Annotated in this window: 21 protein-coding genes; 15 read left to right on the top strand and 6 right to left on the bottom strand. The window is 40.0% G+C overall.

Features of this window, described 5'->3' with window-relative positions:
• The first annotated feature begins 70 nt into the window (after positions 1–70).
• From gcvA to madM, 10 genes are all read left to right on the top strand, one after another.
• Positions 71–985, top strand: coding sequence for a transcriptional regulator GcvA (gene gcvA / locus F968_RS10730; protein WP_004792978.1), 915 nt, complete (start codon positions 71–73; stop codon positions 983–985).
• 109 nt (positions 986–1,094) lie between these two features.
• The gene (gene mdcA, locus F968_RS10725) at positions 1,095–2,774 is read left to right on the top strand and encodes a malonate decarboxylase subunit alpha (RefSeq protein WP_004792976.1); all 1,680 of its coding nucleotides are present in this window, start codon (positions 1,095–1,097) and stop codon (positions 2,772–2,774) included.
• Positions 2,774–3,658 carry a triphosphoribosyl-dephospho-CoA synthase gene (locus F968_RS10720; RefSeq protein ID WP_004792974.1) on the top strand — a complete coding sequence of 295 codons (885 nt, stop codon included), beginning with the start codon at positions 2,774–2,776 and terminating at the stop codon, positions 3,656–3,658. The genes mdcA and F968_RS10720 overlap by 1 nt, the downstream gene beginning before the upstream one ends.
• A gap of 2 nt (positions 3,659–3,660) precedes the next feature.
• Positions 3,661–3,960, top strand: coding sequence for a malonate decarboxylase subunit delta (locus F968_RS10715; RefSeq protein WP_000448951.1), 300 nt, complete (start codon positions 3,661–3,663; stop codon positions 3,958–3,960).
• On the top strand, positions 3,953–4,804 hold the full coding sequence (locus tag F968_RS10710; RefSeq protein ID WP_004792970.1) for a biotin-independent malonate decarboxylase subunit beta: 852 nt from the start codon (positions 3,953–3,955) through the stop codon (positions 4,802–4,804). The genes F968_RS10715 and F968_RS10710 overlap by 8 nt, the downstream gene beginning before the upstream one ends.
• On the top strand, positions 4,801–5,628 hold the full coding sequence (mdcE, locus tag F968_RS10705) for a biotin-independent malonate decarboxylase subunit gamma (protein WP_004792968.1): 828 nt from the start codon (positions 4,801–4,803) through the stop codon (positions 5,626–5,628). Before F968_RS10710 ends, mdcE begins: the two co-directional genes overlap by 4 nt.
• Complete coding sequence (locus F968_RS10700) at positions 5,619–6,227, top strand: malonate decarboxylase holo-ACP synthase (protein ID WP_034596247.1); 609 nt, start codon at positions 5,619–5,621, stop codon at positions 6,225–6,227. Before mdcE ends, F968_RS10700 begins: the two co-directional genes overlap by 10 nt.
• Before the next feature lie 12 nt (positions 6,228–6,239).
• Positions 6,240–7,172, top strand: coding sequence for a malonate decarboxylase subunit epsilon (mdcH, locus tag F968_RS10695; RefSeq protein ID WP_004792964.1), 933 nt, complete (start codon positions 6,240–6,242; stop codon positions 7,170–7,172).
• Between the two features lie 53 nt (positions 7,173–7,225).
• Positions 7,226–7,627 (top strand): malonate transporter subunit MadL, encoded by a 402-nt coding sequence (madL, locus tag F968_RS10690; protein WP_004702262.1) that lies wholly within the window; start codon positions 7,226–7,228, stop codon positions 7,625–7,627.
• 44 nt (positions 7,628–7,671) lie between these two features.
• Positions 7,672–8,433: a malonate transporter subunit MadM gene (gene madM / locus F968_RS10685; protein WP_034596245.1), complete on the top strand. Its 762-nt coding sequence runs from the start codon at positions 7,672–7,674 to the stop codon at positions 8,431–8,433.
• Between the two features lie 54 nt (positions 8,434–8,487).
• On the opposite strand, the gene F968_RS10680 is transcribed toward madM, so the two are convergent.
• The 5 genes from F968_RS10680 to F968_RS10665 all read right to left on the bottom strand — a co-directional run bounded on the left by F968_RS10680 (position 8,488) and on the right by F968_RS10665 (position 13,618).
• Positions 8,488–9,405 (bottom strand): LysR family transcriptional regulator, encoded by a 918-nt coding sequence (locus tag F968_RS10680; protein ID WP_004792959.1) that lies wholly within the window; start codon positions 9,403–9,405, stop codon positions 8,488–8,490.
• A 101-nt stretch (positions 9,406–9,506) separates the two neighbouring features.
• Positions 9,507–10,925, bottom strand: coding sequence for an aminotransferase-like domain-containing protein (locus F968_RS10675; protein ID WP_004792957.1), 1,419 nt, complete (start codon positions 10,923–10,925; stop codon positions 9,507–9,509).
• A 98-nt stretch (positions 10,926–11,023) separates the two neighbouring features.
• Positions 11,024–11,158: a hypothetical protein gene (locus F968_RS19785; RefSeq protein WP_000749813.1), complete on the bottom strand. Its 135-nt coding sequence runs from the start codon at positions 11,156–11,158 to the stop codon at positions 11,024–11,026.
• Positions 11,159–11,172: 14 nt separating this feature from the next.
• Positions 11,173–12,180 (bottom strand): cytochrome d ubiquinol oxidase subunit II, encoded by a 1,008-nt coding sequence (cydB, locus tag F968_RS10670; protein WP_004792955.1) that lies wholly within the window; start codon positions 12,178–12,180, stop codon positions 11,173–11,175.
• Positions 12,173–13,618 (bottom strand): cytochrome ubiquinol oxidase subunit I, encoded by a 1,446-nt coding sequence (locus tag F968_RS10665; RefSeq protein ID WP_004792953.1) that lies wholly within the window; start codon positions 13,616–13,618, stop codon positions 12,173–12,175. The genes cydB and F968_RS10665 overlap by 8 nt, the downstream gene beginning before the upstream one ends.
• Before the next feature lie 642 nt (positions 13,619–14,260).
• On the opposite strand from F968_RS10665, the gene F968_RS10660 reads away from it, so the two are divergent.
• The 4 genes from F968_RS10660 (at position 14,261) to F968_RS10645 (ending at position 19,720) form a co-directional block, all read left to right on the top strand.
• Positions 14,261–15,079 carry a hypothetical protein gene (locus F968_RS10660; protein ID WP_004792951.1) on the top strand — a complete coding sequence of 273 codons (819 nt, stop codon included), beginning with the start codon at positions 14,261–14,263 and terminating at the stop codon, positions 15,077–15,079.
• A 118-nt stretch (positions 15,080–15,197) separates the two neighbouring features.
• Positions 15,198–16,493, top strand: a complete 1,296-nt coding sequence (locus F968_RS10655) for an acyl-CoA dehydrogenase family protein (RefSeq protein ID WP_004792949.1) — start codon at positions 15,198–15,200, stop codon at positions 16,491–16,493.
• A 174-nt stretch (positions 16,494–16,667) separates the two neighbouring features.
• Positions 16,668–18,059, top strand: coding sequence for an LLM class flavin-dependent oxidoreductase (locus F968_RS10650; protein WP_004792948.1), 1,392 nt, complete (start codon positions 16,668–16,670; stop codon positions 18,057–18,059).
• A gap of 194 nt (positions 18,060–18,253) precedes the next feature.
• Positions 18,254–19,720 (top strand): MFS transporter, encoded by a 1,467-nt coding sequence (locus F968_RS10645; RefSeq protein ID WP_004792945.1) that lies wholly within the window; start codon positions 18,254–18,256, stop codon positions 19,718–19,720.
• A 60-nt stretch (positions 19,721–19,780) separates the two neighbouring features.
• On the opposite strand, the gene F968_RS10640 is transcribed toward F968_RS10645, so the two are convergent.
• Entirely contained in the window at positions 19,781–20,965 is a 1,185-nt protein-coding gene (locus tag F968_RS10640; protein ID WP_004792944.1) for a hypothetical protein, read from the bottom strand.
• A gap of 439 nt (positions 20,966–21,404) precedes the next feature.
• Between F968_RS10640 and tauA the strand changes: the two genes are divergently transcribed.
• Positions 21,405–22,445: a taurine ABC transporter substrate-binding protein gene (gene tauA, locus F968_RS10635; RefSeq protein WP_004792942.1), complete on the top strand. Its 1,041-nt coding sequence runs from the start codon at positions 21,405–21,407 to the stop codon at positions 22,443–22,445.
• The last annotated feature ends 6 nt before the right edge of the window (positions 22,446–22,451 follow it).

Below are 22,451 nucleotides of genomic sequence, written 5' to 3'. Positions count from 1 at the left end.
TTTTAGAAATAGTATTTTTTAATCACAAATGAGATAATCTGCTTCTTCAATAAAGAAAATCTTTAGTGTTATGAATTCACCAGTTTATTTGAATGCACTTCGTGCTTTTGAGGCAAGTGCCCGACATAAAAGTTTTTCTGCTGCGGCAAAAGAGTTGAATGTGACACCTGCTGCGGTGGGGCAATTGGTACGTACACTTGAAGATTGGTTAGGTTTTCCGTTGTTTCATCGGCAAACTAACGGTAAAAATCGACTGGTCGCTACTGAACTGGCTGAATCGGTTTTACCGGATATTCGGGCGGGTTTTGATAAGCTCACTTTGGCTTTAGAAAAATTAAAACAAGATTCTCTATCAGGTGTTCTTAATATTGCAGTGAGTCCAGCATTTGCTGAAAAATGGCTGTTACCAAGAATTGACCATTTTCAAAAACAATATCCAGATATTGATATTCGTTTAGACATTAACTTAAAAACCGTAGATTTTTTAGAGCAGAAAGTCGATGTGGGTGTCAGATATGGTCAAGGACACTGGCAAGGGCTAGAAGCTATTAAACTTATGGATGAAGAGGTTTATCCTGTATGTTCACCCGCATTTTTAAATGAACATTCATCGCTCTTAACCCCAAATGATCTGAAAAATATCACTTTAATTCATGATCTTTCTATGGAAAAACATCAACAATTTCCAGGGTGGCAATCTTGGCTAAAAAGTGTCGGGTTAGAAGATATTAATATTAGCCGTGGTATGCAAATCAACAGTTCATCTGCAGTTTTACAGGCTGCAATGGAAGGACATGGTGTTGCATTAGCGCGTAGTGTTATGGTGCAAAAAGATATACAAACCGGGCGTTTGATACGTTTATTTCCTCAAATTCACTTCTCATCGCCCTTTTCTTATTATTTAGTGTACCGACCACAATACGCAAATTTACCCAAAGTCAAAATCTGTCTAGATTGGTTTTTTGAAGAAATTCGTCGAATATAAAATTAATCGTTAACTTGAAGTTAATGACTGTTCATCTAGGTTGATTGATCGAAATCCCATAAAGCGTTTTTATAGATTCAGAACAAAACTGCGATCTATAGGTAAACACATGGAAGGCTCAGTTCAGAATAAAGAACGGTTATGGACAAAGCGGCGTCATGCCAAACAACTAAAACTAGAGATGGCAAACCAATATACCGATGGTGTGGTGATTCCAACTCAAGACATTATTAAAGTTTTAGAAACCCTGATTACACCGGGCGACAAAGTTGTACTCGAAGGGAATAACCAAAAGCAGGCAGATTTTTTATCACGCTCTTTGGCTCAAACCAACCCTGATATTTTGCATGATTTACATATGATCATGCCGAGCGTGGGACGTTCGGAACATCTTGATCTATTTGAAAAAGGTATTGCACGTAAACTCGATTTTTCTTTTGCTGGCCCACAGAGTTTACGTATTAGCCAGCTCATTGAAGATGGATTATTAGAGATTGGTGCAATTCATACCTATATTGAGTTGTATTCACGTTTGGTGGTTGACCTTATTCCAAATGTAGTGCTTTCGGCAGGTTTTATGGCAGACCGCCAAGGCAATATCTATACAGGGCCAAGTACCGAAGATTCTCCTGCACTTATTGAACCTGCGGCTTTTAGCGACGGTATTGTGATTGTACAGGTGAATGAACTGGTCGATGACGTCTCAGAGTTACCACGTGTCGATATTCCTGCTTCTTGGGTGGATTATGTGGTTGTGGCAGATCAGCCATTTTATATCGAACCGTTATTCACTCGTGACCCGAAACATATCAAGCCAGTGCATGTGCTTATGGCGATGATGGCAATTCGCGGAATTTATGAAAAGCATAATGTGCAATCGTTAAACCATGGTATTGGTTTTAACACCGCAGCAATTGAACTGATTTTACCAACCTATGGTGAGTCTTTGGGTTTAAAAGGAAAAATTTGCCGAAACTGGACATTGAATCCACATCCAACCCTAATTCCAGCGATTGAAACAGGATGGGTTGAAAGCGTGCATTGCTTTGGTACCGAACTCGGTATGGAAAAATATGTTGCAGCTCGTCCCGACGTGTTCTTTACAGGTCGTGATGGCGCTTTACGTTCCAACCGCATGATGTGTCAGCTCGCAGGTCAGTATGCTGTTGATTTGTTTATTGGCGCAACTTTGCAAGTCGATGGCATGGGCCATTCTTCGACTGTTACCAAAGGCCGTTTAGCTGGTTTCGGCGGTGCACCAAACATGGGGCATGATCCACGTGGCCGTCGTCACGATACACCAGCATGGTTAGATATGCGTTTGGAAGGCGCTAATGAAACTGAAACCTATTTGGCACGTGGTAAAAAACTAGTGGTGCAAATGGTGGAAACCTTTCAAGAGGGTGGCAAGCCGACTTTTGTGGATCGTCTCGATGCAATTGATGTTGCTAAAACAGCAGGCCTACCTTTAGCACCGATCATGATTTATGGCGATGATGTAACCCATTTACTGACCGAAGAAGGCATTGCTTATCTATATAAAGCAAGCAGCCAAGAAGAGCGCCAAGCCATGATTGCTGCAGTGGCAGGCGTGACCAGTATCGGTTTAAGTCAAGACCCTAAAACGACAGCGCGCTTAAGACGCGAGGGTTTGGTGGTTTTCCCTGAGGATTTAGGTATTCGCCGTACCGATGCCACCCGTGAGCTTTTAGCTGCAAAAAATATTGCCGACTTGGTGACATGGTCAGATGGCTTATATCAACCCCCTGCAAAATTCAGGAGTTGGTAATGATGGCACAAGTTCAATATCAAACGCTCAGCAATAGTCAGCTTTTGGCAAGTTTAGCGGTCGGGGCTTTGATTGATGAAGTTAATCTGACTCCTAAGCCAGCCTTAGTCGACCGTCGTGGTAGTGGTGCACACAATGACCTGAGTTTGGAATTAATGGAGCGCTCTGCGAAAAGTTTAGGGCCCATGTTTGAGGAAATGGCTCAAGCAGCCATGCACCATGGTGAAGTTTGTTTAGCCTTGCGCGAAGACATTGGTGAAATTGGTCGCCAAGGTGAAAACACCATGATGTCGGCAACAGATGGTGTTAACACACACCGCGGTGCAATCTGGGCCTTGGGTTTAATGGTGACGGCGGCGGCATTGGCACGTACCAATCAACAATATTTATCGGCTGTTGAGCTCTGCCAGTTAGCAGGTCAGATTGCTCAGCTTGAAGATTGCTTTATTCCAAAGCAAGCTTTAAGTCATGGTCAGCAGGTACAGAAAAAATTAGGCGTCGTAGGTGCAAAAGAACAAGCTCAGCAAGGTTTTCCAACGATTGTGAACTTTGGTTTAAAGCAGCTTTATCAAAGCCGTAGTAAACCCATGAAAGAAGAGTTCGCTCGTTTAGATGCCTTACTTGCGATGATGACTGATTTGACCGATACCTGTGTGCTTTATCGCTCGGGAACATCGGGTTTAAAGCGTATGCAACAAGGTGCTCAACAGGTACTGGATTTGGGCGGTAGTTCAAGCTTAGAAGGTCGCCGCGCTTTGCATCTTTTAGAGATTGATCTACTTCGGATGAAAGCCTCTGCTGGTGGTGCCGCAGATTTGTTGGCAGCAACATTGTTTATAGATTGTGCTCAGCAGTCATCTTTAAAAAATAAAGAGGGATTTTAATGATGGAAACACTTCATTTTGAATTTGTGGCGACAGAGCCACCGGTAAAAAAAGCATTGGTAGGATGTGTTGGCTCGGGCGATTTAGAAATTTTGATGGAACCTGGTGAAAAGGGAAAAGCCTCTATTCATGTCGTCACCTCTGTAGATGGCAGTGCAGCACGTTGGCACAATCTTTTTGAACGAATTTTTACTGCGCAAATACCACCTGCCGTCAATATTGATATTCATGACTTTGGTGCAACCCCCGGTGTTGTTCGCTTACGTCTGGAACAAGCATTAGAGGAGATTGCTCATGACTGATATCGAGAGCTTGTTAAATAAACAAGATTTTATTGAGCTGAGTGCAAGAGAACGTGCTAAAGCGCTATTAGATGAAGGGACTTTTCGAGAGTTACTCGACCCATTTGCACGTGTTATGTCGCCTTGGCTCGTTAAACAGAATATTGTGCCGCAAGCCGATGATGGTGTAGTGATCGCAAAAGGATCTATTCAAGAACGCCCAGTGGTTTTAATTTCAATTGAAGGCTTATTTCAAGGTGGAAGTTTAGGCGAGGTAGGCGGTGCCAAAATTGCGGGTGCCTTAGAACTTGCGGCTGAAGATAATCTAAAAGGTATTCCAACAGCTGCAATTTTACTACTAGAAACGGGCGGTGTTCGCTTACAAGAAGCAAATCTGGGCTTGGCAGCAATTGCTGAAATTCAGGCTGCAATAGTGAACTTACGTCAGTATCAACCCGTGATTGCCGTAGTTGCTGGCAGTGTAGGGTGCTTCGGCGGTATGTCAATTGCAGCTGGACTATGTAGCTATATTGTAATGACACAAGATGGACGTTTAGGACTAAATGGCCCACAGGTGATCGAACAAGAAGCTGGTGTACAAGAATATAACGCCAAAGATCGTCCATTTATATGGAGTATTACGGGTGGTAATCAGCGTTTCGCTAGTGGTTTGGCAGATGCTTATGTAGACGATGATCGCCAGAAAATTCGTCAGCAAGTCATCGATTATTTAACTCAAGGCGTGCCTCAGCAGCATCGTAGTTCAAATTACTCATTTTATTTAGAAAAGCTACAACGAGTTGATACTGCTGAGCAGATTACCCCAGCACAAGTTCAAGCTTTGTATCAAGGAGAGCAAGCATGAATATCGCCGTTGATACATTAAAAGCATCTACTCGTGGTGCACATTGGTTTAAAGCACTCACGCAAGGCTTTAAGGCAGTTGAAGGTTTTCCAGCTTCGGTTTGGGTAGCTGATGGTCAGATTGACCAGCAAGAGGTACGTGTGATTGCCGTTGTCCAAGACAGCAATAATCTGTTCCCTCGGGCAAAACAAGGTGAAGTTGGACTCTTGGAAGGCTGGAGTTTAGCAAAAGCGGTTGATGAAGTGATTCAGGCCGATGTTCATTCGGAAACTAAACGCGCTATTTTATGTTTGGTTGACGTACCTAGTCAGGCCTATGGACGCCGTGAAGAATTGTTAGGCATCCATCAAGCTTTAGCTGGTGCAGTAGACAGCTATGCAAGAGCTAGATTGGCAGGCCATCCTATTGTGAGTTTATTGGTTGGTAAGTCAATGTCGGGTGCTTTTTTAGCTCATGGTTACCAAGCCAATCGTATTATTGCCTTAAAAGATTCAGGTGTTATGGTGCATGCAATGGGCAAGGAATCTGCCGCACGCGTTACCTTACGCTCGGTTGATGAACTAGAACAATTGGCCTCAAGCATTCCTCCAATGGCTTATGACATTGAAAGTTATGCAACGCTTGGTTTGTTATCTGAACTGTTATCTGTTGAAAACCCTGAACAACCGACAACCGATGATCTTTTGTTAGCGAAGCAGACAATTGCTCAAGCATTTAAAGAAATTAATGCTGATCAATCGAGAGGATTGGAACAAAGACTTCACGGCCAAAACCGTCAGATGTCTAAAAAAGTCCGTGAATTATTGCGCGAGCAATGGTCATGAAACTTAAGCTCGAAGCCCATGATTTACTGTGGGGCATGACCGTCGATTGCTTGGCTGATGATGCTCCACTTTGGGTGAAAGAGGTATTGCAACGAGGTGATCCTGTCGTAGTTCGACGGGCAATTACTCCTGTAGATCAGGTGGCTGTGGGTGTAAGAGGGCAATTTCGTCATCAACGATATGCAGCTCAAATGCCAAGATCAGCAATCAGCAAACAGCTTAAGCCAGAAGCGCTGCCTCACGTTAATACACAGCAGTTTGAACATTTGGCAGAACGTTTACAGACCATTTCCAGCATTATGAAAAACTTTTCAGGATGTTGGGGATATACAGGAAGTTTTGGGTTTGAACTGGCAACGGGCATTAAAACAGTAACCGAGCAAAGTGACATAGATTTATTGATTCGAACTGAACAACCTTTTGCTAAAAAGCAGGCAATTGAACTACTCGAAAATTTTCAGCAAGCAGGACTCAATGTGGATATACAGCTTCAACTTCCACAAGGTGGTTTGGCGTTAAAAGAATGGGCTGGGAACAGTGGAAAAGTTCTATTAAAACGTTCCGATGGTGCTGTCTTAGTAGAAAACCCATGGAATTAGGGAATAGATATCATGGCTTCAATTTGGGTATATCCGGGACAAGGTGTGCAACGATGCAATATGTTGCACGACCTACCACAAACCGCTCTAGTTAAAGAATATCTTGAGCGTGCTTCGGATGCACTTAAAGAAGATGCCTTAATGCTGGATAGTCCAGCTGCATTGCAATCGACACGTGCAGTACAGCTTTGTTTACTGATTTCAGGTGTGGTGAGTTCAGCTTTATTAACCGCGGAAAACTTAACACCTGATTATGTAGCGGGTTTATCAATTGGTGCATGGTCGGCTGCGGTTGTCGGAGGGGTTTTAGCCTTTGAGGATGCCGTTCGCTTGGTTGCCTATCGAGGTGAACTCATGCAAACGGCATATCCAACTGGTTATGGCATGACAGCTTTAATAGGTGCAGACCGTGCAGCTGTCGAAGCATGGGTTAAACAAATTTATGAAATAACGCCAGAGGTTTTTGTCGCAAATATTAATGCACATAATCAAATTGTTATTTCAGGAAGTTTTGAAGCCATGAACCAAGTTGCTGTTTTGGCAAAGCAGCAGGGAGTGGTAGCAAAAAAATTAGATGTATCGGTGCCATCGCACTGTGAATTATTAAGTCAGCAAGCAAAGCAACTTGCAGCATCTATGGAGGGAGTTACTTTAAAGCAGCCTAAAATACGTTATTTAAGTGGTACAACGGCTCGTACACTTGGCAAGCCAGAACAGATTGGTGAAGACTTGGCCTTCAATATGAGTCGAACTGTAGATTGGGAAAGTACCATCCAAGCTGCATGGGAGCGAGGTGTGAGGTTGCAGATTGAAGCTTTACCGGGAACGGTACTTACTACACTTGCACGTCGAACATTTAAAGATGGAACTGTATTGTCATTTCAAGGAACACGTTTAGACAGCATTCAGTTGGCAATGCAAAACGGAAATTATGCTTCTTTGTAATTGCAATACAAATTAAAAATTGAGTAATAACTCAAGGATATGAGGGATTTACAATGATTATTTATGGAACGGCAATATTAGCGATTTGTCATTTATTAGGCGATTATTTTGGTAATACGCTAGGAATGTTATTGGGCGTAAAAGCAAATGTTGGTGGCGTAGCTATTTCAATGATTCTATTGATTTTGACTAAAGAATTGCTTGCGCGAAAAGGTTACTTACCACAAGTTACCCAATTTGGAGTTTTGTATTGGTCAGGTATGTATATTCCGATCGTGGTTGCGATGTCAGCGGGTCAAAATGTGGTTGCAGCTTTATCGGGTGGCATGTTAGGCCTAATCGTTTCTATTGCTTCATTGATTGGTACTGTTCTAGTCATTCGCTATTTAAATAGAATTAGTGGCGATTATGAAACATATGAATGGACGATAGAAACAAAGCAAAAAGTAGCTTAAGCATTCATAAACTATAAAAAAGTCAATCAAAAAGGATTTAAATGATGGACGCTATAATTGCTGTTTTATCTAAAAATGCATTCGTCACTGCACTCGCAGTAACTGGTTTAATGATGTTCGTTTCTCATTTATTGTCAAAATATTTGACGAAAGGAAAACTACAAAGCTCTGCAATTGCGATCACCCTAGGTTTGGTCGTTGCATATTTTGCAGGAGTTTATACGCAAGGAACTAAGGGCATTTCTGATATCGCTATTTTTTCTGGTTTTGCGATGTTGGGTGGCGCAATGATTCGAGATTTAGCTATTGCTTCAACTGCGTTTGAAGTTGATGTGAAAGAGGTGAAGAAAGCCGGTAAAATTGGTCTAATTGCCTTAATTCTTGGTTGCGTTGTGCCTTTTGCAATTGGGGTTATGGTCGCATGGGTCATGGGTTATCGAGATCCAATATCTATGACAACGATCGGTGCCGGTGCCATGACTTATATTGTTGGTCCGATTACAGGAACTGCAATTGGCGCGAGCTCTGATGTGATCGCACTTTCTATTGCAATTGGATTAATCAAGTCAGTCTTTTTTATGGTCGGTACGCCATTACTTGCAAAATTCATGTACCTAAAAAGTCCACGTTCAGCCATGGTATTTGGCGGCTTAGCAGGAACAACGAGCGGTACGGCTGCTGGGCTAGCTGGCACTGATGTACGATTGGTACCTTATGGCGCTTTGGTTGCAACCTTTTATACAGGTCTCGGCTGCTTACTTGGACCATCTGTCTTTTTCTTAACGGTTAATGCGATTTTTGGATAAGTCTTTGTAAAGTGTCTAACGGCAACTTATTAATTTGTAATAGGTTGCCGATATTTATCTTTTAAAATTGGATGCAAACATACGACATTCAGCAATCAGAGCAAGTAAATTAGGATCTCGTTCCTTACTTTTTAAAAAGACCAAACCAATTTCTTGTTGCATATGATATTGCTGTTTCAGTGGAATGAGTTTTACCGAACTTTCATAAACCGCAGAAATACGACCGGGTAATAGTGCAAAGCCTACGCCTGAGCTGACCATACTAATGAGAGTAAAAATATCATTTACTTGCAAAGCAACTTTAGGTGAAAAACCCGCCTTTTTAAAAATGATGTCGCTATCGTGATGGGTCGCAAATCCTTTGGTTAAAGTGAGAAACGTCTCTTCTTTTAAAATGCTTAAATCAATATCTTTAAACTCGGCATATTTTGAATCTTTATTGACGGCCAAAAAAATGTCGTCTGAAAACATTGGTAAAATTTCAAAGTCATCGTCTTGAGTGGTTTCATTTAAAGCCACGATAATGGCATCAAGTTCCGTTGCTTTCAGCTTTTTCACCAAATCCTGATTTGAACTGAGTAATAGTTGAATATCAAGCTCACTACGTCTGAGCTTAAGACCGCTAATCACATTTGGAATTGTGTTTACAGTCAAAGAATAAAGAGAACCTAAATGTAAAACCTTAGCTGCAAAGCCAGCAGCTTCTCTGGTTTTATTTACAGTGATAAAAATGTCTTGGACGATTTTTTGTGCGCGTTCTTCAAATACATAAGCACTTTTTAAAGGAATGAGGTTACGGCCTTCATTTTTAAAAAGAGGACAACGTAAAGCGCTTTCTAAAGAGTGTAGGGCTTTATGAACACTGACATTACTCAACTGCATTTCTGTGGCTGTTTTAGACAAATTTCCACAGCGCATGAAAGCCAAAAAAATCTGTATTTTTTTAAGGGTGAGTTCTTCATCAATTTCCATATTAATTCCTTGAACCTGTTTCCCTTAAAACTATAGATTTGAGCTATAAAGTTACCACAAAATAAAGACTATAAAATTGTGCTTAGGTCGAAGCATCTCTTTTAAGAATTTGCTTTGACCCTTTGTTGAATGGTTTTAATCACTTGATCTAATGCACTTTGAATTTTAGTGTTCCATTCAAAAGAACAATTGATTCTCAAATAATGCTGTTGTGCAGGTAAAACACTAAACAGAGGGCTTGGTGCAACGCCAATATCTTGCTGAATCAACTCTTCATAAACTTGCATACTGTCTAGGGTACTGGGAAGTTTGACCCATAGAAAATAGCCACTTGGGTAGTAATACACTTCACAAGAGCTAGGTAAATGTTGTTTCAAATAATGGTAAAACTGCTTTTTATAACGCTCAAGTGAAAGCCTAAGTGTACGCAAGTGCTTTTCATAATGATGATGAGACAAAAACTCGACTAATGCATTTTGTATGAGTGCATTGACTGAAATGGTACTCATGAGCTGTAAGTGTTGAATATGGTCTGAAAATTTACCCGCATAGACCCACCCGACCCGAAAACCAGCACCTAACGTTTTAGAAAAAGAAGAGCAGTGAAGCACCAGATTTTGTTGGTCAAAATACTTCATTGAAAGTGGTTTTTGGCCGCCATAAAAAAGCTCTTCATAGACATCATCTTCAATCAAATAAATTTGGTGCTCGTGAAGCAGTTTGGCAATTTTATATTTAATGTCATCACTGACGGTAAAACCAATCGGGTTATGGGCGTTCAGCATGAGCCAACACACCTTGATTGGATATGTTTGAATGACCTGTTCAAAAGCTTCTAAGTCAAAACCATGCTGAGGATGTTCAGGAATGGTAATCACTTTAAGCCCTAAACGCTCGGCAGCTTGCCAAGCGCCGTAAAACACAGTTTGCTGTAATAAAATATAATCGCCGGGTTGAGCTACGGCTTGTAGAGAAAGATTAAGCGCGTCTAAGCCTCCAGATGTAATGACAATGTCATCTGGTTCGGTCTGTATGCCTTGCATACAATAGCGCTGGGCAATCAACTTTCTTAAAGCTAAATTACCGGGAGGCAAACTGGTGGTCTGGTCATAACTTTGTCTTTGGCGCGCAAGCTGTCCCATAATTTGAATAAGTTTGGGGGCTGTTAGAAGTTGATTATCAGGAAAAGCTGAGCCAAAAGGCACGACAGACTCATGTTGAATCGATTTAAGATATTTAAAAACTAATGAGTTAATTTCAATTTTAGAATTCAGTGAAACGACTGAATATTGCTCGAGTGGTTTAAGTGCAATTTGCTCGGCAACAAAGTATCCAGATTTTTCTTTTGAATAGATCAGACCTTGTGATTCAAGCTCCTGATAAGCATTCATTACGGTCATTAAACTAAAGCCAGAGCGTTGTACCTGATCTCTCAATGACGGTAATTTTTCATGTGCATTTAAATTGCCGCTCTCAATGAGTTGGCGAATGCTATGAGCGAGTTGTTCTGATTTATACATGTATGAGCTGCACGAAATAACAAAATGAAAGATGCACTGAATCAATAATAAATGCCGTTTGCAGAATCTACAAACGGCATTTGTTTAGAACGATAGATTTACTTTAAGTAAGGGGCAGCATAAATCAATATAACTTTAAACAAACCAGCAATCACTGCTAAGGCTAAAAAACCGCCCAACCATAACAGAATAAACCATTGAGTTTGATTGAGTTTAACGGATGACTTTTTCATAAAACCCTCCATACTTAATGATAACCTTCGTCACCTACACGCACTTTGTCTCTAAATACCCAGTAAGACACAATGGTGTAAGCAATAATAATTGGAATCAGAATTAATGCACCGACCAAAGCAAACATCTGGCTTGAATGAGGCGCTGCAGCCTGCCAAATGGTGACTGATGGCGGAATAATATAGGGCCATAAACTAATCACAAAACCAGTAAATGCAAGGAAAACGAGCGCCAATGTATATGCAAATGGCTTAAGGTCATGATCCTGCTTTTTACATGCTGATAAAATCAGGCCAACAAACAATAAGACCAAAATAGGTACTGGGCTAAAATAGAACAGATTTGGTAAAGAGAACCAGCGATCTGCAATTTCAGGATGAGTCAACGGCGTATATAAACTCACGCCACCAAAAATGATCAGCAGTGCAATAATCAGCTTTGGCATAAGCTCATACATACGTTGCTGTAAGCCTTTTTCAGTTTTTAAGATAAGCCAGCCACAACCTAAAGTTGCATACATCGCAACTACGCCAATACCTGTGAAGACCGTAAACGGAGATAACCAATCAAGTGATCCACCAGCATAAATACCATTTTCGGTTTTAATTCCTTGGATATAGGCACCCAGAATAATCCCTTGGAGGAAGCTGGTTAAAACTGAACCCCAGATAAATGCCAAGTCCCAAAGGTGTTTGGTGCGATGAGCTTTAAAGCGGAATTCAAACGCCACGCCACGGAAAATCAGGGCAATCACCATGAAAATGATCGGTAAATATAGTGCTGATAAAACTGTTGAATAGACCAGTGGAAATGCTGCATATAGACCAGCACCACCGAGGACCATCCAAGTTTCGTTACCATCCCAGACAGGGGCCACGGTATTCATCATCACGTCACGTTCTTGGCTGTCCTTAATGAATGGGAACATAATCCCGATTCCTAAGTCGAAGCCGTCCATGACCACATAAATCATGACACCTAAACCGATAATACCGACCCATATTAAAGAAAGATCAATCATGACGGTTCTCCCCAGAGTTTTGTTTGCTGTCAATATTTTCATCGACTGCACTAAGTGGACGCATTGGTGTTTTAAAGTGTCCTACGCCACCAGTTTCAACATTTGGTGTATCAATAAATGATGGGCCTTTGTTTATTAGTTTTAAGGTGTAGTAGATGCCGCTACCAAAAACGATGGTATAGACCACCACAAAAATAAACAGGCTCAGTCCGACCTGATCTGCGGAAACCGTATGTGAAAGTCCATCTTTAGTTCTCATAATGCCGTATACAACCCACGGCTGACGGCCAACCTCAGTAGTTACCCAACCTGCAAGCATAGCGACATAACCAGATGGTCCCATCACCAATGCAAATTTATGGAACCACGAAGTTTCATAGAGTTTTCCACGCTTACGTAACCAAAGTGCTATTAAAGAAAGAGTGACCATGAGTACACCAAGACCCACCATCACACGGAAGCTCCAGAAAACAATCGTTGAATTTGGACGATCTTCAGGTGCGAAATCTTTTAAGCCTGTCACTTGGCCATCTAAGCTATGCGTTAAAATTAAGCTACCCAAATAAGGAACACCCACTTCGAAGTGGTTACGTTCTTCTTTCATATCTGGAATTGCAAATAGCAATAATGGCATCGGCTCATTGTGATTGGTTTCCCAGTGGCCTTCCATTGCCGCAAGTTTGGCAGGCTGATGTTCACGTGTGTTTAAACCGTGGTTATCACCAATCACTACTTGCAAGCATGAAGTCACAAGCACCATCCAGAGACCCATCGAAAACGATTTTTTCACCAATTCATCACGACGGCCTTTTACTAAATGCCATGCAGATGTTCCAACGACCAATAATGATGAAACCAAGAAGGCGGCTGCACCCATGTGGGCAAAGCGGTAAGGGAAGGATGGGTTAAAGACAATTGCAAACCAGTCTTTTGGCACAATAATGCCATTTTCGATGGCAAAGCCTTGAGGTGTCTGCATCCAGCTATTCGAAGATAAAATCCAGAACATGGAAATACATGTTCCGATGGCAACCATAAGTGTTGCGAAGAAATGGGCCCGAGGACCAACACGTCCCCAACCAAATAACATAATGCCTAAGAAACCTGCTTCTAAGAAGAAGGCACTCAAGACTTCATAGGTAAGTAGAGGACCAGTAATACTTCCGGCAACACGTGAAAATTCACTCCAGTTAGTACCGAACTGGTAACTCATGACCACGCCCGAGACCACACCCATACCAAAGGCAACAGCAAAGATCTTAATCCAGTATTTAAATAGATCTTTATAAATCGGGTTTTGGGTTCTTAACCATTTCCATTCTAACACTGCTAAAAAGCAGGCAAGACCAATGGAAGTGGCCGGAAAAATAATATGGAAGGATACTGTAAAAGCAAATTGTATTCGCGCTAATTCTAGAGCGGTTAGACCGAGGCTCATAAACTTTCCCCCTGTGAACTAGCTGATGATGGTTAAATGAGTTAAATACTTATTTTCAGGCAACAAAGTATTTTGGCGATTAAACTTACTTCTGTGATAAATGTTCTTAGCAAGTAAAATGCCAACAGGGTTAAGCAATATAATTGCTTGATATTTCAAGAGAATAGACTGATTGATTGTTCTCAATCTGTTAACAAAGTTTATGCTTGATGTTGCATTTGTAAAAATGCATGTTGCATTGAAACATTGATGAAATATCTGGTGATATGCAATAGATCGTCTCATGAAAACTACCTACCTTAAGAAGTTTACTTAATCATGCACTTACTATTTTTGTATATGTAGATACAGAAATTTTTTATAAAACTATAACAGTCTGAAGCATTCGTGAGGTGTGCTATAGTTTTTTTTCAAATATCTGTAGCTATGTATCCATTCTTCAAAAGTCCAAAATAAATGAACAAGATTTACGAATGGCCAAAATCACTTTCAAAACAAAGTGAATGTGAATTTAGGTAATAAGCGCAGAATAGTTTCTTCTCTTTTATTCCTTTGTTGTTTTGCGTGAGGTCTGGTTGTTACGTAGGTTATTAAAGACCTGATTTAAGTGTAGCTCTTCTAAAATAGCTTGGATGTTAAAAAATGTTTATTACCTCTCAACTCAATGTCCTGCATAAAATTATTAAAAATCAGCCTATTCCTATTTCTATATTGGCTCAGTTAGAGCAGACTTACGTTAATTTTGAAGCTACTTTATTAAGAGCAAAAGTACTCAGAGACTTTTCCAAACCTGAAACTGTATATTTAATCCAATCTCATATTAAGCCACAGCAAAGTAGCGTGGCCTACCTATTTTCACCTTTTATTTTTGCAAACTTAAACAAGCCTGCCATTTATACGACACCTGCGACTGCGCCTGTACTTTCTATTCTCAATAAATATTATCAAGCAGATAAAAAGGTGCTATTTAAGGTAGATGAAGTTTTAGAAAGTCTAAAAATTTATATTGATTTGGAACTTGCAGAGCTTAATGAAGTTGAGTTTATTTATTTAAGCTTAATCAAAGCACTGTGTCGAAGTGACCTTTCTACAGTTTTTTTAATTACAAGTTTAGACATAGATGTCGAGCATTTAGAAGCTCTTGAGCAATTTCTAAAGGTCAAAATTTATTGGATTAAAACCACAAAAGATGATGACTTAAAAAACTTTAATAGCTTAGAAATGCGGAAATTATTATTCAAAAATAAAGATGAAACTTATGTCAAATTATGCGCGAAGTTTGCTCAAATGAATGCAGAGCTGGTAGGACTGTGTTACACCTTCACGACGCATCAAATGACTCATTTAATTGATGATATGTTTTATTCAGAGCATATTTTCGAAAAACTATCTGTTTATTCAGAATATATGCAAACCTTATTGCAAAGTCAGCATAGTCTTAACAAGAAAGAGATCGCTTAGCGTTGGCAGGCTTTTGTTGTGCGTTATATAAAGTTTGAATACTGTTATAAAAAAATAATCGTTTTCATGTGAAATAAATATTTTATGGTAAAAGCAAAGCAATATTGGTTTTACTTACATGACAAATTTAAATTTTGAGCATCATCTCGGTTCATTAACGCATGCAGCACTTAGTCAGGCCTCAATTATTTCTCGCGTATGGGGTGAAGGCCCTTCAGAACGTTATGATGAATTGGCAAAAAATTTCAGACCGACTTTTGCCCGTATTAAAGAAGGGGCTTTAATCCGTGAGCAACAGCATATTTTGCCCTATGAACAACTTCAGTGGCTCAAAGATGTTGGCTTTACACGTTTACGACTTCCTAAAACCCATGGTGGCTTTGATGCAACCATTCCTGAATTATTTGCATTGCTCATTGAACTTGCAGAGGTCGATTCAAACTTACCACAAGCTTTGCGTGTGCACTTTGGTTTCACTGAAGATGTGTTGGTGAGTAAAGATAAAGTGTTTCAACAGCGTTGGTTCAATCGAATTGCCAATGGGGAAACGGTTGGCAGTGCGTGGTCTGAAGGTGGAAAAGAGTCAATTGATCAGTTTGAAACTTATCTATATCGGGATAGTGACGGAAAAATTCGTGTTAAAGGTCAAAAGTACTACACCACAGGCAGTCTATATGCAGACTGGGTTGAAATTGGTGTAACAGATTTAAAGGGTGAGTCTGGTTCGGTGGTTGTTCGCCGCGAAGATGAGGGTGTTGAAATTGTTGATGACTGGAATGGCTTTGGTCAGCAACTCACCGCAAGTGGCACGGCATATTTCCATGACGTATTGGTCGATGAAACTGAAATCTTACCTGATGATGATCGTTTTAAATATTCAGCGGCTTACTATCAACTGGTCCAACTGGCAATCATTACGGGTCTAGGACGTGCTGCAACCTATGATGTTTCGCAAGCTGTGGCCAAACGTACCCGAAACTACACGCATGCAAATGCCCAATTTGTAAAACAGGATCCACAAATTTTACAAGTAGTGGGACAAGTTCGTGGTGCGGCTTACAGTGCAGGGGCGATTGTTGAAAAAGTTGCACAAAGCTTACAGCGTGCTTACTTGGCTGCATTTCAAAATAATGAGCAGCTGGAAGAAGAGCAAAATGCGCTTGCCGAGCTTGAAAGTGCGCAGTCTCAAACGGTCATTACCGATTTAATTTTAAATGCTTCTACAATTTTATTTGACGCTTTAGGTGCTTCTGCAACAGACAAAGACTTAGGCTTGGATCGATACTGGCGTAATGTACGAACTTTATCTTCACACAACCCGAGAGTATTTAAAAATCGAATTGTCGGTGATTTTAGTGTAAATGGCACATTACCACCTTATCAATGGCGAATAGGAAATGTTGCTAAACAATAAATTATAGTTTTAGATATTAAGCTGCTATTTTAGTGGCTTAATATTATTTTGTTTTTAAAATGAATTATAAAAATCTATTAGAATAAAATCATATTTTGTTTGGGGTTTATATTATAAAGAAAACCTGAAAATTGCTTTAGTATAAAAATTAAATAAAATGCTGGTTGATATTTTATGACTAAGAAAATTAGTTTTAATGCTTTTGAAATGAATTGTATAGTCCATCAATCTCCTGGATTATGGCGACATCCTCAAGATCGATCTGTTGAATATAAAGATTTAGAATATTGGACAGATTTAGCACAAATTCTTGAGCGTGGTTTTTTTGACGGTATTTTTATTGCAGATGTGCTCGGTATTTATGACGTTTATCATCAAAGCGCTAAACATGCCTTAACAGGTGCAATACAAGTTCCGGTCAATGATCCGCTACAGATTGTGCCAGCGATGGCGGCAGTCACAAAGCACTTGGGTTTTGGTGTCACAACCTCGATTTCCTTTGAACATCCTTATCCTTTTGCTAGACGTATTAGCACGCTAGACCATTTAACCAAAGGGCGAGTTGGTTGGAATATCGTGACTTCTTATTTGGAAAGTGGTTCGAAAAACTTAGGATTAAAAACTCAGGTTAATCATGACAATCGTTATGATATTGCTGATGAATACTTAGAAGTCCTTTACAAACTTTGGGAAGGTTCTTGGGAAGAAGGTTCGGTACTGCGTGATCGTGAAAGCGGTATCTTTGCTGACCATAAAAAAGTACATCCAATTCAGCACGAAGGTAAATACTTTACAGTGCCCGGTATCCATATTTGTGAACCATCACCGCAGCGAACCCCAGTACTCTACCAAGCAGGCGCATCTTCACGCGGGCAGAAGTTTGCAAGTCAAAATGCCGAGTGTGTATTTATTGCAGCGCCGTCTAAAATTGCCACTAAAAAAGTAGTGCAGGGTATTCGCCAAAAATTGGCTCAAGAAGGCCGCGACCCGTACTCAGTTAAAATTTATGCACTTTTGTCGATTGTCACTGATGAAACCGATGCAAAAGCACAGGCTAAGTTTAAAGAATATCAAAGTTATGGAAGCTACGATGGGGCTTTAACATTGCTATCTGGCTGGTCTGGTGTCGATTTTTCACAATATCAACCCACTGACAAAGTTGAATATATTCAAACCAATGCCATTCAATCTTTATTAGATTCTTACGTAAATGCAGATCCTGAGCGTGTTTGGACCATTGAAGAAATTGCAAATTGGAACAGCTTAGGTGGTAATGGGCCAGTATTGGTGGGTTCGGCAGAAACCGTTTCGGATGCTCTACAACAATGGGTTGAAGATACCGATGTCGATGGCTTTAACCTTGCCTACATTTTGGCTCATCAAACCTTTGCCGATGTAGTTGAGTTTATTGTGCCAGGGTTGCAAAAACGAGGGGTATATCAAACGTCGTATGCACAAGGAACATTAAGAGAAAAACTATTTGGGGCTGGGCCATATTTGCCTGAAAATCACCGCGGTGCAAAATATCGTAATCTAAAGGAATTAAAACTTGCTGAGGCGAGTTAATATTTCGGAAAACCTTTAAATAAATAGCTGGTTAAATGCCAGCTTTTATTTTGTCTTTTTATATCGGTTTTACTGCTGAGTTAATAATGAAAAAATAATTCTATAATTTAGATTAAAACATCAGATTAATTTGTTTTTGTATTATGTGAATAATCATTATTTTGTTTCTGTGACTAAAATACAGGAATTATTAAGTGAGCACACAAGAACTCGATCATAACCATCGTTATGAAATTAAATCTCCCGATGATGTTTCACAATTAATTTCCAAATTTGCAGGGAAGGGTAAGTCGAATAAAGTCATTTGGTTGGCACTGATTGGGGTGTTTATTGATGCCTATGATTTAACAACGCTCTCATTTGGTATTGAGCAAGTTATCTCTGAGTTTTCTTTAAGCCCTGTCATGACTGGGGTCGTAGCTTCAGCAATTGTCTGCGGAACCATTGTGGGTAACCTGATTGGTGGTTGGCTGACAGATAAAATCGGCCGTTATAGGGTCTTCATGGCGGACATGGTGCTATTTGTCATTGCGGCAATTGTCGCAGGCTTTGCACCGAATGTCTGGGTTTTGATTTTAGCCCGATTTATTATGGGAATTAGTGTTGGTATTGATTTGCCTGTCGCAATGTCATACTTATCTGAATTCTCCAAATTTAACGGTAGTAGCAACAAGGCAGCGCGTTTAGCCGCATGGTGCCCAATGTGGTACGCCGCTTCTTCGGTATGTTTTGGTCTAGTTCTGGCGCTTTATTTTCTTTTACCCCCTGAGCATAGCAACTGGTTATGGCGAGCATCTTTAATTTTTGGAGCAGTGCCAGCATTACTCATTATTTTTATTCGCGGTAAATATTTAACTGAGTCACCCATTTGGCTTGCAAACCAAGGCGATTTAAAAGGGGCAGCAAAAGTTCTACAAGAGTCCTATGCAATTCATGCAGTCGCTACAGTTGAAAAAGTAGAAAGAACTAGCGATAAGAAAAAGCGCGAGGGTTTTGCAGTTTTATTTAATAAAACCTATTTACCAAGAACTATTGTGGCAATTGTGATTCACATTTCGGTGGCATTTCAGTACACGACCATTGCCTACTTTTTACCTTCTATTTTAACGCGTTTCTTTCATACCGATGTCTTGACGACCATTACTACAACACTTGGACTTAATTTACTGTTTGCATTTACGGGCGGACTGTTAGGCGTATTTGTTGCTAGCAGATTTAAATCTCGTCATGTGTTGCTTACAGGCTTTTTACTCCAGTTTATAGCCCTCATTGCCTTAGCATTAATTGGTGAACCCGGTAATAGCTTTTTACTCTACACCGCAATTGGCATGCTCGGTTTGTGGCTTTTTGCCGAAGGCTTTGGGCCTGGGGCACAAATGATGGTTTATCCCACAATGGCTTATCCAGCTTCGATTCGTGGCGTTGGTGTCGGCTTTAACCGTGCAGTAACGGGTGTTGCTCAAGCAATTGCTTTGTTTGTTTTACCGATCTGGATGGCGGGATATAAAACCGATGTTTACCTGATTATTTCTATCTTTGCCTTTATTCCTTTAATTGTGATTGGACTACTGATTAAGTTTGAGCCTACCGCTCAAGATGTCGATGTGATTGATGAAGATAAAACAGAACTTCCTCTCAATAATTCACCAGTAATCGACTAGAGTAAAAATAAATATCTAGATAAAACAAAGGCCAACATCTGTTGGCCTTTGTTTTAAAAATTAGAAGTAATAAGCAAAAATCACAAACGCTTTTTTATTCCATTTATCATTGCTTCCACCAGCTGCAAGGCCTTCACTGTCTCCTAGATATGGATCGTGTTTACCCATCAGCAATTCGGCTTGTACCGTCAGTTTTTGATAGTTAAAGGCAATGCCGGGAATAAAACGGGTTGAATCTTTAAAGCCATCTTGTTCTTTTCGATAAGAACTATAGTTCAAGTAAGGACGAACAGAGGTAATGGGGCCAAATTGCTGAGGAAATAAATAGCTGAGTTCGGCTGAATAAATCTGACCTTTGGTTGCAGAGTTAAATGAATAATCGAAACCACCCAAAGTCAGGTGATCTTTATATTGAGCATCGGCATTATCAATGTCTTGATAACCAGCCAAAAGCTGTAAATTCCATTGGTTATAATTGGTATTACTAAAAACCGAATAGACTTGGCGATCGCCATCTTGTCCTGAACGTTTGTTTTCAATGGTGGAATACCAAAGAGAAGCACCCAGTTGGGTAGAGAAATTTTCTTGGCCTAAGACATTTTTAAAGGTATGAGCGCCGCGAACCACAATCGAGTTCTTTTCTTTAGTATTGGTGCCTTGCGGTACAGAGTCATCCGCATTGACAGGGTTGATACTAAATCGACTTGAGTCTTTGCTTTTACCTCTATAAGTGCCACCATCGGTAGGGTAAAAGGCGAGTTGTGCTTCATTGGTTCCATCATTGAAATCATATTTCACCCCAAGATTGTGTACATCTTCCCAACCCGCACTATTGGCAATGCCTAAATAATAAGTATTTCCCCAAAAGCGACCCAAGCCAAAAGGAACGGGGTTTAAGCCAGCAATAATTTTACTGTTGTCATTAATTTTATAACCCAACCACGCATCGGTGAGCCAGTTGGCATCGCCTAAACGTCCATAATACTCATAAACTCGATAATCTAGACGGCCAATCCATTTCGGTGAGTTATAGTCCAGCCATAATACTGCGTCATTAAAGGAAAATTTACTGGTAGAAGGTTCAGAGTCAAAATCATAAATATATTTAGCCCGAACAGTACCACTTACTTTAAGTTGACCTTCTTCAGCATTGCCAAAGGTAAGTGCTGCATGACTTGAGAGGCTGAATGTAATCAAAGTCGTCGCGATGAATATTTTTTTGAAAGTTGTAGGACGTTTAAACAAGGGATGATTTCTCCTCTTAAAAATAAAAATTAAATTTGCCTCATGTATAAACCAGAAAAAGATTTGTCCAAATCTTAATATTTGCAGAAGATTCAAGATAAAAAGATAATAAAATCTGTACTTTATATAAAAGAATGAAAATTAATTAGATGCAAAACTCTGGATGCGATAAGCAAAAATAAAAATGATGAAATGAGTAGGATAAAATACCAGAAGGTATATGTCAGGCTTTCCTAATCATATGATTTAGGAATATCGTTTTTAATTATTGATATATAAGTATTTTAATTTTGTATCTATCCTATAAGATTACTTAAAATTTTCTTTTTACCAAAAGATAAAAACTTATAAGAAAAAGTTATTTATAAAAATTAGATAAGCAACTCATATTTTTTTATTTTTCATTATAAAGCCAGCTGCATACCATGAGCTTATATTATTGAAAGATCATGAAATTATGAGCACGAAGACCAAACCGTTGATTATCACGGCAATTGTAGTAGTCGCAATTGTTGCATTTATCGTATGGCAAAATAAAAAAGACAATAATACAAGTGCTTCAGTTCGTGACAACAAACCTGTTGTGATTGCTTATCAAACTGGAGTTGACCCAAGCAAAGTGGCGCAGGCGAATGGGGAGTATGAAAAACATAGCCAACGTAACATTCAATGGAAAAAATTTGATGCGGGTTCAGATGTAGTTAATGCACTTGCCTCGGGCGACGTGGTACTTGGCAATATTGGCTCAAGCCCACTTGCTGCTGCGGCCAGCCGTGATTTACCGATTGAAGTATTCTTAATTACTTCAAAACTTGGTGCATCTGAAGCACTCGTGGTGAGTAATAAATCAGGGATTAAAAGCCCTCAAGATTTAATTGGCAAAACCATTGCTGTACCGTTTGTTTCAACCACACATTACAGCCTTTTGTCTGCACTGAAACATTGGAATATTCCAGAAGATAAAGTAAAAATTATTAACTTGCGTCCACCTGAAATTTCAGCTGCTTGGGAACGTGGTGACATTGATGCTGCCTATGTGTGGGAACCTGCTTTAAGTAAAGCCAAAGCATCTGGCACAGTCTTAACTGACTCAAAACAAGTCGGTGAATGGGGCGCTCCAACTTATGATTTATGGGTAGTACGTAAAGACTTTGCAGAGAAAAATCCTGACTTCTTAAAAGCTTTTGTCCAAACTACGCTTGAGCAGCTTGAAAAATATAATCAAGACCCAGCCGCTTACGTTAAAGATGCCGATAATGTGCAAAAAATTGCGCAGCTCACAGGTTCCGATCCAAAAGATATCCCGCTTTTATTAAGTGGAAATATTTACCTTGACCACGCTCAGCAAAAACAAACTTTAGATGGTGAATTTGCGCAAAATATTTTTGATACAGCGAAGTTCTTAAAAGGTCAGGGCAAAGTCGATCAACTGAAAGCCGATTATAAAGGCAACGTGAATTCTTCATTTTTGCAGCCTTAAGGAGTT

The sequence above is a fragment of the Acinetobacter sp. NIPH 817 genome (genome assembly GCF_000368405.1).
GTDB lineage: Bacteria > Pseudomonadota > Gammaproteobacteria > Pseudomonadales > Moraxellaceae > Acinetobacter.
Note: the sequence above shows the minus strand (reverse complement) of the source record. Positions and strands in the feature narration are given on the sequence as shown.

Bases quoted from the DNA above. Each gene is read 5' to 3' on its own strand.
- F968_RS10650 (WP_004792948.1), top strand. From the start codon at position 16,668: ATGACTAAGAAAATTAGTTTTAATGCTTTTGAAATGAATTGTATAGTC.
- cydB (WP_004792955.1), bottom strand. From the start codon at position 12,180: ATGATTGATCTTTCTTTAATATGGGTCGGTATTATCGGTTTAGGTGTC.
- F968_RS10665 (WP_004792953.1), bottom strand. From the start codon at position 13,618: ATGAGCCTCGGTCTAACCGCTCTAGAATTAGCGCGAATACAATTTGCT.
- F968_RS10710 (WP_004792970.1), top strand. From the start codon at position 3,953: ATGACTGATATCGAGAGCTTGTTAAATAAACAAGATTTTATTGAGCTG.
- F968_RS10660 (WP_004792951.1), top strand. From the start codon at position 14,261: ATGTTTATTACCTCTCAACTCAATGTCCTGCATAAAATTATTAAAAAT.
- mdcE (WP_004792968.1), top strand. From the start codon at position 4,801: ATGAATATCGCCGTTGATACATTAAAAGCATCTACTCGTGGTGCACAT.
- F968_RS10675 (WP_004792957.1), bottom strand. From the start codon at position 10,925: ATGTATAAATCAGAACAACTCGCTCATAGCATTCGCCAACTCATTGAG.
- F968_RS19785 (WP_000749813.1), bottom strand. From the start codon at position 11,158: ATGAAAAAGTCATCCGTTAAACTCAATCAAACTCAATGGTTTATTCTG.
- F968_RS10720 (WP_004792974.1), top strand. From the start codon at position 2,774: ATGATGGCACAAGTTCAATATCAAACGCTCAGCAATAGTCAGCTTTTG.
- mdcA (WP_004792976.1), top strand. From the start codon at position 1,095: ATGGAAGGCTCAGTTCAGAATAAAGAACGGTTATGGACAAAGCGGCGT.
- F968_RS10680 (WP_004792959.1), bottom strand. From the start codon at position 9,405: ATGGAAATTGATGAAGAACTCACCCTTAAAAAAATACAGATTTTTTTG.
- F968_RS10655 (WP_004792949.1), top strand. From the start codon at position 15,198: ATGACAAATTTAAATTTTGAGCATCATCTCGGTTCATTAACGCATGCA.
- F968_RS10715 (WP_000448951.1), top strand. From the start codon at position 3,661: ATGGAAACACTTCATTTTGAATTTGTGGCGACAGAGCCACCGGTAAAA.
- mdcH (WP_004792964.1), top strand. From the start codon at position 6,240: ATGGCTTCAATTTGGGTATATCCGGGACAAGGTGTGCAACGATGCAAT.
- F968_RS10700 (WP_034596247.1), top strand. From the start codon at position 5,619: ATGGTCATGAAACTTAAGCTCGAAGCCCATGATTTACTGTGGGGCATG.
- madL (WP_004702262.1), top strand. From the start codon at position 7,226: ATGATTATTTATGGAACGGCAATATTAGCGATTTGTCATTTATTAGGC.
- gcvA (WP_004792978.1), top strand. From the start codon at position 71: ATGAATTCACCAGTTTATTTGAATGCACTTCGTGCTTTTGAGGCAAGT.
- madM (WP_034596245.1), top strand. From the start codon at position 7,672: ATGGACGCTATAATTGCTGTTTTATCTAAAAATGCATTCGTCACTGCA.